Annotated in this window: 20 protein-coding genes; all 20 read right to left on the minus strand. The window is 29.0% G+C overall.

Annotated elements, in window-relative coordinates:
- Nucleotides 1-47: 47 nt before the first annotated feature.
- On the minus strand, nt 48-800 hold the full coding sequence (locus H8923_RS17575; protein WP_279235026.1) for a toxin regulator: 753 nt from the start codon (nt 798-800) through the stop codon (nt 48-50).
- A 166-nt stretch (nt 801-966) separates the two neighbouring features.
- Nucleotides 967-3,810, minus strand: a complete 2,844-nt coding sequence (locus H8923_RS01700) for a phage tail tape measure protein (RefSeq protein WP_153973131.1) — start codon at nt 3,808-3,810, stop codon at nt 967-969.
- Nucleotides 3,811-3,824: 14 nt separating this feature from the next.
- On the minus strand, nt 3,825-4,361 hold the full coding sequence (locus H8923_RS01705) for a hypothetical protein (protein ID WP_153973132.1): 537 nt from the start codon (nt 4,359-4,361) through the stop codon (nt 3,825-3,827).
- Nucleotides 4,362-4,907, minus strand: a complete 546-nt coding sequence (locus H8923_RS01710) for a major tail protein (RefSeq protein WP_153973133.1) — start codon at nt 4,905-4,907, stop codon at nt 4,362-4,364.
- Between the two features lie 70 nt (nt 4,908-4,977).
- Nucleotides 4,978-5,559 carry a major tail protein gene (locus H8923_RS01715; RefSeq protein ID WP_172976769.1) on the minus strand — a complete coding sequence of 194 codons (582 nt, stop codon included), beginning with the start codon at nt 5,557-5,559 and terminating at the stop codon, nt 4,978-4,980.
- Nucleotides 5,560-5,605: 46 nt separating this feature from the next.
- Complete coding sequence (locus H8923_RS01720; RefSeq protein ID WP_187127804.1) at nt 5,606-5,932, minus strand: hypothetical protein; 327 nt, start codon at nt 5,930-5,932, stop codon at nt 5,606-5,608.
- 9 nt (nt 5,933-5,941) lie between these two features.
- Complete coding sequence (locus tag H8923_RS01725; RefSeq protein WP_187127805.1) at nt 5,942-6,322, minus strand: HK97-gp10 family putative phage morphogenesis protein; 381 nt, start codon at nt 6,320-6,322, stop codon at nt 5,942-5,944.
- Between the two features lies 1 nt (nt 6,323).
- Complete coding sequence (locus tag H8923_RS01730) at nt 6,324-6,653, minus strand: phage head closure protein (protein ID WP_153925210.1); 330 nt, start codon at nt 6,651-6,653, stop codon at nt 6,324-6,326.
- A 10-nt stretch (nt 6,654-6,663) separates the two neighbouring features.
- Entirely contained in the window at nt 6,664-7,059 is a 396-nt protein-coding gene (locus H8923_RS01735) for a head-tail connector protein (protein ID WP_172976690.1), read from the minus strand.
- 22 nt (nt 7,060-7,081) lie between these two features.
- Nucleotides 7,082-7,348: a hypothetical protein gene (locus tag H8923_RS01740; protein WP_147541196.1), complete on the minus strand. Its 267-nt coding sequence runs from the start codon at nt 7,346-7,348 to the stop codon at nt 7,082-7,084.
- Nucleotides 7,349-7,388: 40 nt separating this feature from the next.
- The gene (locus H8923_RS01745) at nt 7,389-7,556 is read right to left on the minus strand and encodes a hypothetical protein (protein ID WP_153925213.1); all 168 of its coding nucleotides are present in this window, start codon (nt 7,554-7,556) and stop codon (nt 7,389-7,391) included.
- Nucleotides 7,557-7,567: 11 nt separating this feature from the next.
- A complete protein-coding gene (locus tag H8923_RS01750) occupies nt 7,568-8,659 on the minus strand; it encodes a phage major capsid protein (protein WP_153925216.1) in 1,092 nt (363 codons plus the stop codon).
- Between the two features lie 55 nt (nt 8,660-8,714).
- Nucleotides 8,715-9,428: a head maturation protease, ClpP-related gene (locus tag H8923_RS01755; RefSeq protein ID WP_153925219.1), complete on the minus strand. Its 714-nt coding sequence runs from the start codon at nt 9,426-9,428 to the stop codon at nt 8,715-8,717.
- A gap of 11 nt (nt 9,429-9,439) precedes the next feature.
- Nucleotides 9,440-10,693, minus strand: a complete 1,254-nt coding sequence (locus tag H8923_RS01760; protein ID WP_153925222.1) for a phage portal protein — start codon at nt 10,691-10,693, stop codon at nt 9,440-9,442.
- Nucleotides 10,684-12,378, minus strand: a complete 1,695-nt coding sequence (locus H8923_RS01765) for a terminase large subunit (RefSeq protein WP_153925225.1) — start codon at nt 12,376-12,378, stop codon at nt 10,684-10,686. Before H8923_RS01765 ends, H8923_RS01760 begins: the two co-directional genes overlap by 10 nt.
- On the minus strand, nt 12,378-12,821 hold the full coding sequence (locus tag H8923_RS01770) for a hypothetical protein (RefSeq protein ID WP_153925229.1): 444 nt from the start codon (nt 12,819-12,821) through the stop codon (nt 12,378-12,380). The genes H8923_RS01765 and H8923_RS01770 overlap by 1 nt, the downstream gene beginning before the upstream one ends.
- Nucleotides 12,822-12,921: 100 nt before the next feature.
- The gene (locus tag H8923_RS01775; RefSeq protein ID WP_153925231.1) at nt 12,922-13,287 is read right to left on the minus strand and encodes an HNH endonuclease; all 366 of its coding nucleotides are present in this window, start codon (nt 13,285-13,287) and stop codon (nt 12,922-12,924) included.
- 70 nt (nt 13,288-13,357) lie between these two features.
- Nucleotides 13,358-13,747 (minus strand): hypothetical protein, encoded by a 390-nt coding sequence (locus H8923_RS01780; RefSeq protein WP_153925234.1) that lies wholly within the window; start codon nt 13,745-13,747, stop codon nt 13,358-13,360.
- Between the two features lie 3 nt (nt 13,748-13,750).
- Nucleotides 13,751-14,023: a hypothetical protein gene (locus H8923_RS01785; RefSeq protein WP_153925237.1), complete on the minus strand. Its 273-nt coding sequence runs from the start codon at nt 14,021-14,023 to the stop codon at nt 13,751-13,753.
- 267 nt (nt 14,024-14,290) lie between these two features.
- On the minus strand, nt 14,291-14,887 hold the full coding sequence (locus H8923_RS01790) for an HNH endonuclease (protein WP_153925241.1): 597 nt from the start codon (nt 14,885-14,887) through the stop codon (nt 14,291-14,293).
- Nucleotides 14,888-15,105 lie beyond the last annotated feature (218 nt).

Raw genomic sequence — 15,105 nt, forward strand, 5'->3', positions numbered from 1 at the left:
AAAAGGCTATAGGTTTTCATTATTGAATTTACCTATAGCCTTAGTATTTACATATCTATTTTTTGAACTAGTACAGATGGAATAGTTATATCTCCTCCCATTGTAGATGTATAAGTTAGTAATCCTTCGCTGACACCCATTATTGTAATATAATCATCTTCTAATACTCTTGATGATACTATTGAGCTATCATAAGCACCATATATAATATTGTCATAGTTTCCATCTACGGCTAAACGTATCTGAGTTTCGCCATCGCCTTCCATTACTTGTACTACTTTTCCTTTAAATTTAACTTTTTCTCCAACATAGTCGTCTGGAGTTCTAGCTAGTTGCTTATAAGTTATACCTGTATTATACCCTTGTTTTTCTTTAGCCTCAGCTGCCTTTCTCTCTTCTTCAGCTTTTCGTGCATTCTCTTCTTCAATAGCTTTTTGTTCGTCTTCTTTCATAGCAAACCAAGGTTCTGCATCAGCAACCTTATTTTTAAGAGTTTCAATCTCTTCATCTTTATCCTGAATAATGCTACTTTGCTCTTCATTTTTAGTTGTAAGTTCATTAATTGTATTTTCATATTCATCAGAAACACCTACTGAACCGATTACACCAAGTATAAACCCTATTACTATTCCTGCTATAAGAAATGCAGTCTTCTTTAGTAATCTTTTAATATCGATATTCTTTTTAGGCCTTTGTAATCTTAGTTGATTATTATCTTCTGTACTTTCATTTTTAATCTCTTTAAGATCAGCATCTACCTCACTGTCAATACCATTATTCCCATTTTCATACTCTTTCACAATAATACCCCCTCAAAATATATTGTATCACTATTTATTATATATAATATCATTGTCATATCTTGTAATATCTTGTTTAATCATAAAAAAATAATGCCTACAATATTCCATTTCGGAATACTATAGGCCAGTTTAATAAATTTGCAAACTCATTAAAATATGTATTTTATCTACCTTGTAAACGACGCTGTTTTTCATTTTTATTATCTATTTTCTTAATTATTTCATTAATTAAACTATCACTTACTTTTTCTATACTATTAACTGTATTCTTATCTGCATTCCCCTCTATAATTACTAAAGGTGAGTTAAAAGTAACATTAGATTTATTTTCTATTTTTGTACTTGTTTTTTGGGTTAAATCTGTAAAAATAGGAGATTTATAATTTATATCATCTAAATTAAATTTAATCGTATCTAGTGATGGTAAATCTATTGAGTTAATATGTTGAATATCATTTATTGATAGAGGTGTATTAGTAGACATTTCTGAATTTAAGTCTTCTCGATATGGTGATACACTTCTTGATACTGCTCTTGTACCATTATTTGAAGACTTTCCTCCAAATATGTTTGATACTGCATTTCCTATAGTTTTAAAAATACCCGTTATTGTGAACGTTTTATTTTTTACCTTTTTATCATTTACATTATCAATTACACTAGATGCATTATCTGTTGCTGAAATAGTCGTTTTCTTATCAGGTACTTTTGTTCTATTCACCTTATTCATAGCACTTATAGCGTGACTATTATCGCCTTTTAATACAGCTGTCTTCTCTTTTGGATTCAATGAATTCCATGCTGATATACAATTCATTGCTAAAGTAGCATCACCATTAATTATTGCTGTCTTTTGATCTGGAGTTAATGAGTTCCACATTGCCATAACGCCTAATGCACCACTAGGATCTGCATCTATTAATGCTTGTTTACCTTCTATACTTAATGAATTAAAGTAGTTTATTCTTTCTTGAGCTGGTATATCATTACATTTTAATACCATAGTCTTTTCTTCTAAAGTTAAATTTTTAAACGACTCTATTTTGCTTTCAACATCAGTAGTATCGGTAGTAAACTTGGTCTTTAATTCTGAAGGTATACTATCTCCTATTGTTCCCCATATTTCATTTAAATGTTGCGAGAATTCAGTGTTTAACTTATTATTTTCTTCATTACGTTCTTTAATTCTTTGGGATAATGCTTTATGTTCCTCATCAATAGACTTTCCCCATTCCCTCAAAGAATCAGCCATTTCGTCCATACCTATGGTATCTGCAAAATCAGCCATTCCATTTCCTACACCAAGTATAAATTCATAAAATTTACCTCTCATACCTTCAAATACATTGGCTATATCATTTCCAAGGTAAGTAAAAGCACTAGGTAAAAATGATAATATCTTTATAGTATTATTGGTAAAATCAGTAACACTGCTTAATGCAGGTAACACTTCTCTCCCTATTGTTTGAGATAATTCTTTCCATGAATTTGATAGGTCTTGTTGCATTGCTGCATAAGATTCTTCATATGCTTGTTTTGCTTCATCCATAGCACCTGAAGTATTTATAACTTCATTACCTAAGTTAGACCATGCCTCTATTACACCTTCAGAACCATATTCAACAGTACCTTTGAATATTTCTTGAAGTAACCTAGCTCTTTCTGTATCATCGCCAACATTCATTATAGCTTTAGATACTTTCTTCATAGCATCAATAGTTGTTATTGAGCCATCATCAATTTGTTTCTTTAGATCATCAATATTTATTCCTAAATCTTTAAATGCATCTTTACTAGTATTAGATCCATCAGTTAAAGTTAACAAGAATTCTTTAACCATATCAGTTGCTTGATCTGTATTCATTCCAGTTGCATTTATTGCCTCATCGATTAACATGAAGGCATCTTTTGCCTCTATACCTAATGTACTAAGTATAGGTGTATATTCAACCAACGTATCCAACCAGTCTTGAGATATGTTCATACCTGTTTGTTCACCAGCTATTATCATATCTAATGCTTCAGAATGAGTCATGCTCCAACCATTTACCGCTGATGTCATAAATCTAACTTGGTTATTATAGTCGTATCCCATTTTATCTAATAATTCCATAGATTGAGAAAGATTTTTAGTTTCTTTATTACTTAATTTAAACCTCTTTTGTAATAAAGTCGCTGCTTGAGTAGCCCCTTCTAAACTATATCCATTCCCAGCTATGTCTTTAATTTGTTTATAAAATGATTTAGCATCTTCTTCTGCTAATCCTAAACTGATTCTTAAACTAGTTATTGCATCATCATATTCTATTGCTCCACTTAATGCACCTTTGGTAAATATGCTTACAACAGCCGCCGCAGTAATCTTAGATACACCTGTTAATTCAACTAAGCTAGATACTACGTCAGAAATGGTTGAATTAGCTTCATCTGATGAATTACTTAGTTCTTCTAATGGATTATCTCCATCCATACTAACCATAGATGATTTAATATCATTCATAGAGTTCTCTAATTTTTTCATGTCGTTTACAGTTTTATCTATATCTGTACTATACTGTTGTAATTTATGAGAATTCTTTTGTATTAGCTCACCTTTACTTTCTAACGCTTTCCTTAAATCATTTACTGCTTTTTCTTGTTTAGTGTAAGCTTCAATATTATCTGATTTATTCATTTGACTTAATGCTTGCTCTGCTTCTTTTAAAGCTTCTTTTAATTCTTCATATGCTTTTACTTGCTTTTCTACTTTTTTAAATAAATCATCATATTGTTTGTTTTGCATTTCTAACTTTTTACTAGTAGATTCAATTGCTTTTTCACCTTTTGATATAGCAGTAGCCATAGCTTCCATTTTATCCTCAGCATTTTCAATTGACTTAGTAGCTACATCAAAATCTTTAGATAGATTTCTACTTTGCTTCTTTACATTAGAAAGCTCTTTTACAAATGATTGAGCGTCTAAGCTCAAACTAGACGTTAATTTTGCAATCTCTTCACTTCTTGCCATATTATCACCAACTTTTACATATATTCAGTACCATCAACGTATTCTATATTCTCATCTTCATTTCTTATATTATTAAACTTCTTATGTGCTTCTACTTGTTCAAAATAATTTATAGGTATTATATTTAGGAAATCATCAGTTCTTCTAAAAATTGAATGCCACATGTATTCCATATCAGGAAAACTCCAATCTTCTTTTTTAAGGCTAGCCTTTAGTCTTTTAAATCTCGCTAATTCTGGATTAATACTATCATTAGAATTTTTAGGAAATGAAATAGAAATTAGGTAACAAGCATAAGTTTTAGCTAACTCTTTATCTACTGATAATATATTTTCTAATGCTTGCTTTCTACTTAAATTTTCATCACATCTTAGAAGTGATTGTATTAATACTTCGTGTATAATCTCTATATTATCATCAAATACACCTTCAATTATGTCTGGTATTGTCTTCCCATCAAGTTGATACTGTATCGCCATTAAACACCCAAAATCTAGCCTTGAATTATAAACAACATTATTTATCAGTAATTTAACTGTACCTCTTATCATCTAAATCACCTCATTTGGATACGTTACTTTAGTAAACCAATTTGCTACAATTTCAGGATTAGCTGTTTCACTATCGACAACATAGTAAACTAAATCTTTATTTTTATCTTTAAATACATCAAAATCTATAGATAATGTATCTTCTTCAAAATTACCTGAGTAGGTTCTAGCAACTAATGTATCCTCTTTAAATTGAACATTATAAAAAATATGATATAACTTATATCCATTTGCTTTTTCTCTTGTAAATAACAATGCTAAATTGGGTGGAGTACCTGTACTTACCGCTAATCCGTTGTCTATTATTTTATGGCCTAGTATCATTGCTTTTTCTTCAAGTGTTAAAGAGAGTAGATTCAATGTTCCTAATCCATCAATAGATGTGTCTATTCTAGAAACTTTTTCACCTTTATTTTTTATATAAATACTATCCCTATCTAATTTTATATTTACATCTAATGCACCATCTAATTTCATAGGTACACTATCATATTTACATATATATACTTCATCGAATCCATATAGTATTTTATGCTTCAGTGCCATATTCTCACCACTTTCTATTTTTAAGTAAAAAAAAATAGAGAACTAAAATTAATTAGCCCTCCATAATTTATTATGCTGGTAATGATGTTGGTTTTTGTACTTCTGTAAACCAATTAGATACCATAGTTGAATCTGCAGCTTCATCTGTACTATCTACTGTATAGAAGAATAGTCCATCTTTCACATCTGGTAAGCAAGTAAATTCTAATTCTGCTATTTGTTCTTCCTTTTCTCCTTCAGTAGAAATAGCTTGTATTGAAGGTGTCGTAAATTGAACATTATATATTACTGTAAGTATTTTCCCGTCATCGGCCTTATCTTGTGCAAATAAAACAGCTAAGTTAGGTGCAACTGTATTAGCTCCCAGTGCTATTCCTCCCTTGACAACATCTACTCCTGCTAATAATGCTTTTTCATCCATTGTTAATCCTAAAACCGATAATTTCCCAGATCCTTTAGTTATTCTCTTGTCATTATATACGGGCTTATTGTCTGCATATATTATCTTCTCACTACTCTCAAAAGATACCTCACAAGCTTTTGCTCCAAGTATAGGAACTATTGTTCCAAATGTACCATCGTCATTTATTTTTGCAATATGTATATTATCCATTCCAAAAATTATTTTTTGTTTATAATTTTTCCCTGCCATAAAAATCACCTTTCCTTTTTTAATTTTTTGCATAAAAAAAGAACTCTTAAATTGAGTTCATTTCTTTAAATATAAAATCCATATTCTTGCCGTAGTAATTTTCATCAAATACATCTGTGCAACCATCAAATATGAACTTATTTTCTTTCATTTTTCTTTTAATATCTTTATATAAATCTAAGTCTTCAATATTTTTACACCAGTAATTCAAAGTAATGTAATATATTGTTGATAGACTATTATTATCAAACACATCTGTATCCTCTTCGTCATAAAAAGTAAATATTACATACTTATCTTTTGGACTTAATGTCTTATGATAATAAGCCTCTATACCAAGACTTCCCATTATATCAATTATTTTTTTATTCATCCTTATCACCTACTCAAATAGGTCTTTAGCTAAACTTTCACCTATCGCTTTATTTGCTTCACTAACCGATTTATTCCAGGCTTTTTTCATCCACTTCTTACCGACCATATCTGAAGTTCCATACTCTTGATAGTATCCATATCTAATAGATTCATCGTCTCCATTTTCAATACCAATAGTTATTTTTCTATTTGTACCTGATCCTGTTTTATCTCCTTTATCCAATGAGTCTTGTAAGTTTCCTGTATCCACTGGTACAGTTTTCTTTTGGGCTTCTAATATGATATTAGCGCCTTTTTCTAGTGCATTATCAATTACCTCAGTTTTAAGTTTACGTTCTATTTCATCAAGTTTATCTATTAACTCACTAAAATCTATTTCAAATCCCACACTAATTCACCTCTTGACATGTTAACTCTAAATACATGTGGTCTTCAAACTCATGAACATGTTTAATCTCATATTCTTTATCTTTATGTATAAGATACATAGACTCATCAATATTTCTTTTTCTAACTATTTTTCTAACTATAAATTTATAGGCAACTTTAGTATTATCTGAATTAGCTCTCATATAATCTTTAGTCGATAGGGTTTTCTTTTTAGCTCTTAATCCTTTTATTATTGTAATATCTTTCATCTTATCTACACCATAATTTGGGTCATACACTAGTTCTTTTTTTATAATAGTTACTTTATCTCGCATTTCTGAAGGATTCATTTTATATCACCTACCAGTTTATTTTCTTTAGATCAAGTATAGATTTAAGCATTGAACTAGCTTTAGAATTAGGTTCGATAAGTGTAGTACCATTTTCATAATAGTAACTAGCTAAAATTAGTACGGCCATTCCTAGGCTATAGTTTTTTACACCATCAATTTCATTCCCAAAGCTTATATCCGATATTCCTGTGTAATCACTCACATATTCCATTGCATGTAAGCAAAATCCATTAATCATTTCATCATCATCATGAAATGACTCTTCAATTCTAAGATTCTTTTTGACACTTACACAGTCAATAAGATAATTTCCAACAGCACAAGCACGTTCGTAGCTGATATGTAACGCATTATGAAATATCCCTACCATATTCTTTTCCTGTCCATCATCTGTATTGGGCATATAATATTCCCCACATTTGCATCTATACATTGTCTTCACCTTTATAATCTACTAAATAAGTATCAATTGTAGATATATTCAACCTTTCCCTAGAAACATTTATTTTGTCGTTAATGCCTATCTCAAATTCTCCATCATTTGATATTTTCATTACTTCAACTAAATTAGATTCTTTTAATTTTAGGGCAATAGGTTCAGCTATAAAATAATATCTACCGAATACAAAATCATCCAGATCCTTGTGTGAGAAAGATACAAGAGGAGTAACTGCAACTGAGTTATATAACATAATTAATCATCTCCTACCTTAATAAAAAAGAAGGTAGAGATTAATCCACCTTCTTACTTCTTTTCTTTCTTATAGTTTTCTTTTCTTCAATAATTAAGTTTTGTTTAATAAGTAAATTAGCGATAGAATCTTCTATCTCCACTTCTTCATTTGGTATAAATGATCCTAAGTCTTTATGTACAAAACTTTGCAATATCTTAACTTTCATAAAATAACACCTTACTTAGCTACATAATAAGCAACAGATTCGTCTATTAATTTCTTTATGTCTAATCTAGTATTCGCTTTAATCATTACAGAATCATCTAAGAAAGACTCATCCTTTTTAATAACCATATCTTTTCTTAATCCAATTACTAATGCTCTATTTAAATTTGTAAAGAACATACACTTATTGTCAGTTGTCATTTCTGCAACGAATTCATTTATTATAACTGGTTTACCTAGTATAGTGTTTTCTAATACACCATTTATATAAGACTGAACTAATACAGGTCTTCCTTCTCCATCTTTTAATTTTGAAAGTAATTTAGCCATACTATCAGATATTACCCAACAAGCGTTTTGTCTATATGGAGCTGGCAAAGCATAAAATAAGTCTATAACTTCATCAACTGTAACTACTCCAGCAGCTCCTTGTACAACTTCTTTAGCACCATTTTCTTTAGTAAATGTTTCTAATCCTTCAACAGTTCCATCACCTTTTACTATTAATTCATCTAAAGTTAATGCTAATGCTTCAACTAATTGATCTATTAACTCTTTTTCTAAATCGTACCCTGAATCATTTAATAGTTCTTCAGATATGGTAACTAAGTTTGTATATTTCTCAGCTCCTAATTGAACAGTTTTCCAGTTAGCTTTTTGGTTTACATATTTTTGTAATTCGCCAGTCTTAACAAATTTTCCTAATTTACCAGCTTGTACAGGTATATTGTGAGGATTTTCAGTTACTATTTTTCTAACTAATTGATATAAAGGAGATACGTTTACTAATTTCTTTTCTATCGTATCTGCATAACTTTCTTTTATTACAGAACCATCTGCTGCTGTAGTATGTTCGTTAGCTAATTTTATTTCTTTTCCTTCTAATATTGAGTTTCTTAAGTCCATGTCATTACCATCCTTTTCTATTTTTATATTTGTTAATGTTTCAACCTTTTGTAAGGCTTTTATTTTATTTTCAACTTCAACTAATTCAGATTCCTTAGCATTAAAATCTTCAACTTTAAAGTTTTCAGCTGTCTCAGTCATTACTTTCATCGAGTTAACTATTTCATTTCTTTTTTCTTGTAATGCTTTAAGTTTCATAATCTTTTACCACCTTTTTCTAAATTTGAGCATAAAAAAAGAACTTCATTGAGTCCTACATTTCATACATTTTTAACTTAGCTTTGTAATAATCTAAGTTTATTTTTTCTTCTACTTCTTCACTGGCTTCTTTATTCAGAATGTTTTCAGGTACTTTGTTATACTTGTCATAAAGTTCTGATGCGCAAGCAACCATATTTACTTCATCTGTTAGAGTAACATTTTTAAAGTATTTAACAGATTCAACTCCATTTAACCAAGTTTCAGCTTGAACCATCTCTTTAACTTCTTCAATATCTATTCCTTCATTTAAGTTTTCTTCATAAATATTAATTATAGTTTCTCTAATGTTATCTAATAAATCTGCTGCTTTTCTCATTTCAGTTGAATTTCCTTGAACACAACTCCAAGGCTCATGGATCATTATATAAGCATTACTAGGACAAACTACTTCATCACCAACTAATGCTATAACACTTGATATACTAGCTGCTAAGCCGTCTATATAAACAGTTTTATGACCATTATGTCTTTTTAACATGTTGTATATTGCAATCCCTGCGAACACACTTCCACCATTAGAGTTAACATAGATATTAAGGTCTTTTCCTTTGTGTTCATCTAAAAAATTCTTGACTGAATCTGGATACTGGTCTGTATCATCCCAAGCACCTAACCAACTACTAACTATATCTCCATAGAAATATAAATCGGCACTTGTATTGGTTGCGTTCTTAACTTCTAAAAAGTTTCTTAAATTATCTCTCATATTATCACCTCCTATTTTTCGATTTTATCTATCCTATCTGAACTAATTGGACTTATGTCACCATCAGATAAAACTCCCATATTAACAGGAACTAATAGTATATCTGTCCCTTCAATGTATGGTAAATTTAATTTTCTTCTACTTTCAGCTAATGTCATTAAACCACCTTTTGTTGCTTTGTCTAAATAATCAATTTGTTCTTTAACGCTAACCCTAAGTATTTCTTGCGTATCAAATTCAAAGAAATATCCCTGTCCTTTTTCTTTTTCTGTAAGTAAATACTTATTAAAATTTTCCTCCATAAGTCTTATGTATGGACTTAAGGTTTGTCTTAAAAATCTTAATGCCTCTTCAGCACTATTATTATAACTACTTGCACTATCAACTAGGTAACTAAAAGGTATATTTAGTAACATAGCTATTTGTTTAATAGTAAATTGCCTACTTTGTAATAATTCTATTTCAGCGGGTTTTAAGTTTAATTGTTTAAACTCAAGACCTTCTTCTAAAATTGGTGTAGAAGTCTTATCTGCGCCAGTATAGAATTTTTTCCAAGATTTTTGTAAGTTTTCTTTTGCCTCAAGACTTAATTTTGTATCCTTTGATAAGTACCCTTTTACATTTACACCATTTAATGAGCTATATGCATATTTATTCTCTGATGCTGCTATATTCAGTAATTCCATTCCTTTTTCAAGCACTCCACGTCCTTTATAAGAACAACTATCATCATTATCTTTAATCATATTGATCATTTCATGATGATTAACTGTCATGTACTTATCATTTAAAGTAAATGAATACTTAAAATTAACTGTACCATCTGATAATTTTACTTTATCTACAGTAACATTCTTCAAATATAATAATTCTTTAACTTTACCTGACTTGTCATAGATTATAAGTGTATAAGAATTACCTTTCAGTATTAAGTTTTTAACTATGTTGTATTTTAAATTTGATGCTACAACCGTCTCATTAGGACTTGCATTTAGTAAATAATTTCTATAGTCATCAACTTTTATTCTTTCACCATCTTTATTTCTTCGATAAAGGTAACATGGTAATGTACTTATTGCATTAGCTATTAAATCTATCCCACTTTGAAGTGCTACGACTTTTCTTGCAGTTTCTTCATTTACATCGGCAAATTTTATAGTTTCACCATCTACAATTGTATCGTTAATACCTACTTTTGTTTCAGATAAATCACTAGTAGAAAATAATTTATTAAATATTCCCATTTTTTCACCTCCTATATCCATGTAATACCTCCAGTATCATAAACCGAAGACTCTGGTAAATCGTCAATTATTGTAAAACAATTAATTAAACTTGCTAACATATCTATTTTAAATTTACTTGACTTCTTACTTATCATGCTTAATGATCCTGAAGGATTAGTTACTTCTATTGCATTACTAACATTTAGTACAAATAAATCATTATTAATAAATTTAAACTTATTAGTTAATACAGATTCCTTTAATAATTTAGTAGCAGGATGTAATACAAAGTAATTTTGAGGTGTTTCTACACACTCTAATCCCTCTTGAGATAATTTCTGTATAGTGGAAATTGCATTATACTTATCATAACAAACAGATCTAACTCTACATCCTAGTTTATTTTCTAATTCAAGTACAAAGTTTTCTACAAAAGAGTAATCAATTATCCTATCGCCACATGCAAAACATGATCCATCTCTAATAAATCTGTTATAATCTACTTTTTCAACTTTACTTTTTTCTTCCACTAGATCTCCTGGTACAAAACACCAGGATTGGGCAATGTATTCTCCATTTTCTTTGGTAAGAATGCTAACTGATGTATTATCAGAAGAAATAGAAAGGTCAATTCCCACGACAATTTCTTTATTATTCCAATCGTAATTTTCAATTGAACATGCTTTTATATCCTTAGAATCTATGTAAGAATTACCAGTTTTAATATCTAACCATTGGTTTAAGTTCTTTGTCCTAAAACTTGTCGCTTTAGATGGCATTTCAATAGCCATTTTACATTCTGCTTTTAAGAAATCCATCCCCAACTTTGATGTAGCCTGTAAAGGATTACTTTTTATCCAATTAGTTTCATCAGTCCATAAATCTTTTTCATCCAATTCATAACACATTAAAAAAAACCTATCGTCTTCGATAAGTTCATCTAATATCTTTTTACCATATTCAATTTGCTCTTTCATTGGGTTATTTGCATACGGATAGCCCGTTGAAATAGTAAATATAAGTCTATTTATTGTACTTAACATTGAAGTTTGTATCGATTGATAAATACTATCATCTCTTGCTGCTCCATATTCGTCAACACAACCTATTGAAACAAGCATACCATCAGTATTTCGTGCTTCAGCTGCAATTGGAAATAGTACGTTATTATTCAACTTACATTCAATCTTATCTCTAGTTATTTTAAAATGTTTTTTAAGTCCTGGGCTTACTTCTAAAGTCTTCTTTATTTCACTAAATAATATCTTAGCTTGTTCTCTCGTATTTGCTGCCGCAACTAATTGAGCATAATTAGGTTCAAATAATAAACCTAATATCATAAACATCGATACTAACCATGTTTTTGCATTCTTTCTAGCTATAAAAACACATGCTTTTTCATATCTTCTTTTACTTTCATTATCTCTATGGAATACACAAAATAAATTAATAAGTATAAACCACTGAAAACCAGAAATATATTCATAACATCCTTTACCAGCAAATTCTCCAGTTGAAAAATTAGTTAGTTTTATTATTGAGTCAATCTTCTTAATCATTTCGTAATCAACAAAATATTTTTTATAATATTTACTATCTTGATTATTAACCATCTCTAAAAAGTGCTTACAAGATTTAATTATATACTTTCCGGCTAATATGTTTCCATTTGCAACGTCTTTTGCATACCTATATGCTTTGTAATAACTTGGTATTTCATGCACTATTTATCACCACTCAATATTTGTAAAAGTGGATCATTATCTTCTTCAATCTTCTTTTCTTGATTCTTTAATATCTGACCTCTATTTTTTACACCTAGTCCAACAGTAGAACATAATGTATTATAACTACTTAATAATTTCTGATAACTATTAAGTAATTTACTCTGTTCAACTATACCTATTCCCTCATCAAGTAACTGTACTTGCAATCTCTCTAACATTAATTCTGTAGATATTAAGTTTCCTAACACACCTAAATCCAAATCAGATAATAATCCACTTGTTGAAAGTAGTTCAGTATAAAATTTAAATTTCTTTTTCCAACTCTTATCTTTAATTTTTAAGTGAGGAGTCTTTAAACTCAAATTGTTATTATTAAATTCTTTTAACCTCTCAGTCATTTCATAGTTTTCTGCACTTCTCCGAGAATAAAAATTATTCATCTCGTACCCTCCTTCCTAAAAAGTTTGAAAAAATCACATTTTGTGAAATAAAAACCCCCTTCGCCTTTTCATTCCCCAATATTTCTTATGTTCAAGTGGGCTATCCCCTATTTTCATCAATAAATTTTAATATTTCATCTCTTGTCTTGCCTTCTATTACTCTATGATGTTCTTTACACACCGCAATCAGATTTTCTGTATCCAGTCTCTTATCCCAACTCTCTCTAATCTTTACTATATGATGCACTTCATTAGCAAGCGTAACTTTATCTAATGCTAAGCATATCTCACAACAATAATTAGATTCTTTTAATACTTCTTCTCTCTTCTTTCTCCAATTCTTTGATTGATAGAACCTATCGCACTGTTCTTCTATATCTGATTTAATACTTTCATGCATTCTCTTATCTTGACATTTAAAATATTTATCATGTACTTTTAAACAATGAGGACATTTAATTAACACTGTTATCACCTTCTTAATATATTTCTACTAAGAAATTAATTACTATAATAGACACACAAAAGAAATTTACCTACTTGAATATTGATTCATATATACGTTTTATTTTTTCTATTGGTGTATATTTGTTATCATACTCACCACTATCAGATACTTTTTCAAATTTACTATTGTTTACGTATCTACTTGCATCAAATGACATTTTTACATTTATCTCATCTATGCTTTCATTATCATTAATATCTTCACTACATTTATCTTCTATCTCTTTCGAAACTAACTCTTTGAGTTCATCTAATGTTAATACTGTATCAGTATTAAATATCATCCTTATGTTTTGAATATTATCTATACTTGCATGTACTTCAACTCTTTCAATTACGTTCTCTCTTTTATTATCATTGTACTGAGAAAATGATTTATAATTCACTTCTTTTATTGATACTCTATCTAACATTTTCATTGCTTATTCCTCCTCATATTTGTATCGTTCTTTTAAGTATTTGTCTAGATTTATACTTACAAATAATTGTTTGTTTACTATCTCGTATAATGAAGTCAATTCATTACAGTCTTCTATAAACGCTTCTATCTCTTGTTCTAACAGTTCATCTATTGCTTCTTTTCTGTCTTGACACTCTTGAACCTTTATTTGTAATTCATTTTGTTTTTCAACTATTCTTTTACGTTCTTTTTCTAAAATCTTAATGCTCTCTTGTGTTAGTAAAATATTAATCATCTCCTTTCATTTGAATCTAGCATTTTTCTATATACTCTACTAAAATCCGATCGACTATCATTTGAACATTAAGCACCACCAAAATGCTCGATAGAGATACTTTAATTAACAAACAAAATTGGAGGAATAAATATTTACTTATTTCTTATTACTAATAATCTATCAACTCCTACTATTTCCGCATAGTAGTCAACATCTCAAGTATTAATAATAAGTTGTAGAGTATATAAAAAAATACTAGATTTCTCTAGTATAAAATATTTTTTCTTAATTAACATTTCTAAACTCACCGAAATATTTAATTTCTAATTTTTTTCTAAAGCGTATTGCATCATCAAAATTATTAAAAAGTCCAGACTCTAACTGTTTTCTATTTAGGAATATATATGCTCTCCACTTGCTACACTTTTTGTTCCATGACACACCTGTGCAACCAGATGTATTGTTACTTCTAACATTTATATTAAGATTATTTTGTTGTCTAGTGCATATTCTTAAGTTACTCTTTCTATTATCTAGCTTATCATGATTGATGTGATCTACAACCATATCATCAGGACAATTCATTAAAAATCTATGCAGCATTCCAATTTTATTATTTTTACAATACCCTTCATTATTTAATCCCCATTTTATATTTTTGACTTTATCAATATCTTCTAAATCAATTTTAGACCGGCTAACTTCATTACATTTTTTATCATATAGAATTATTTCTGCATAATCTTCATTTATTACAATTTCATTTAAATCATATTTTGTTCTTGATATTCCTTCATACCTAGTACATTGTCTATAATGTCGTTCACACATTCCTTTTCTCAACTGTTTTACTTCTTTATTACAGACTTTACATAATCCCATAGCAGCAACTCCTTTGTTTTTAATAAAAATAATTTACTATAAAATTAAGAATAATAACTTTTACTCTTTGTACTAATATCTAATTTAATACTTTTGTCTATGCTTCACTGAAATAGATTTAAAAATAAACAAAGAAACTAAATCTACAATAGGAGAAAAAATATAATGGCAAAATATTTTTCTTTTGTGAAGCACAGATTAAAGTATTAAATTAGTAA

Source organism: Romboutsia faecis (genome assembly GCF_014323405.1).
GTDB classification, from domain to species: domain Bacteria; phylum Bacillota; class Clostridia; order Peptostreptococcales; family Peptostreptococcaceae; genus Romboutsia_E; species Romboutsia_E faecis.

Excerpts from the sequence above, each read along its gene's own strand:
- H8923_RS01760 (WP_153925222.1), bottom strand. The coding sequence starts at position 10,693 with ATGGATATAGGAGGTGAAAAAATGGGAATATTTAATAAATTATTTTCT.
- H8923_RS01705 (WP_153973132.1), bottom strand. The coding sequence starts at position 4,361 with ATGATAAGAGGTACAGTTAAATTACTGATAAATAATGTTGTTTATAAT.
- H8923_RS01755 (WP_153925219.1), bottom strand. The coding sequence starts at position 9,428 with ATGAGAGATAATTTAAGAAACTTTTTAGAAGTTAAGAACGCAACCAAT.
- H8923_RS01710 (WP_153973133.1), bottom strand. The coding sequence starts at position 4,907 with ATGGCACTGAAGCATAAAATACTATATGGATTCGATGAAGTATATATA.
- H8923_RS01700 (WP_153973131.1), bottom strand. The coding sequence starts at position 3,810 with ATGGCAAGAAGTGAAGAGATTGCAAAATTAACGTCTAGTTTGAGCTTA.
- H8923_RS01780 (WP_153925234.1), bottom strand. The coding sequence starts at position 13,747 with ATGAAAATGTTAGATAGAGTATCAATAAAAGAAGTGAATTATAAATCA.
- H8923_RS01750 (WP_153925216.1), bottom strand. The coding sequence starts at position 8,659 with ATGAAACTTAAAGCATTACAAGAAAAAAGAAATGAAATAGTTAACTCG.
- H8923_RS01740 (WP_147541196.1), bottom strand. The coding sequence starts at position 7,348 with ATGTTATATAACTCAGTTGCAGTTACTCCTCTTGTATCTTTCTCACAC.
- H8923_RS01745 (WP_153925213.1), bottom strand. The coding sequence starts at position 7,556 with ATGAAAGTTAAGATATTGCAAAGTTTTGTACATAAAGACTTAGGATCA.
- H8923_RS01770 (WP_153925229.1), bottom strand. The coding sequence starts at position 12,821 with ATGAATAATTTTTATTCTCGGAGAAGTGCAGAAAACTATGAAATGACT.
- H8923_RS01735 (WP_172976690.1), bottom strand. The coding sequence starts at position 7,059 with ATGCCCAATACAGATGATGGACAGGAAAAGAATATGGTAGGGATATTT.
- H8923_RS01720 (WP_187127804.1), bottom strand. The coding sequence starts at position 5,932 with ATGAATAAAAAAATAATTGATATAATGGGAAGTCTTGGTATAGAGGCT.
- H8923_RS01730 (WP_153925210.1), bottom strand. The coding sequence starts at position 6,653 with ATGAATCCTTCAGAAATGCGAGATAAAGTAACTATTATAAAAAAAGAA.
- H8923_RS01790 (WP_153925241.1), bottom strand. The coding sequence starts at position 14,887 with ATGGGATTATGTAAAGTCTGTAATAAAGAAGTAAAACAGTTGAGAAAA.
- H8923_RS01715 (WP_172976769.1), bottom strand. The coding sequence starts at position 5,559 with ATGGCAGGGAAAAATTATAAACAAAAAATAATTTTTGGAATGGATAAT.
- H8923_RS01785 (WP_153925237.1), bottom strand. The coding sequence starts at position 14,023 with ATGATTAATATTTTACTAACACAAGAGAGCATTAAGATTTTAGAAAAA.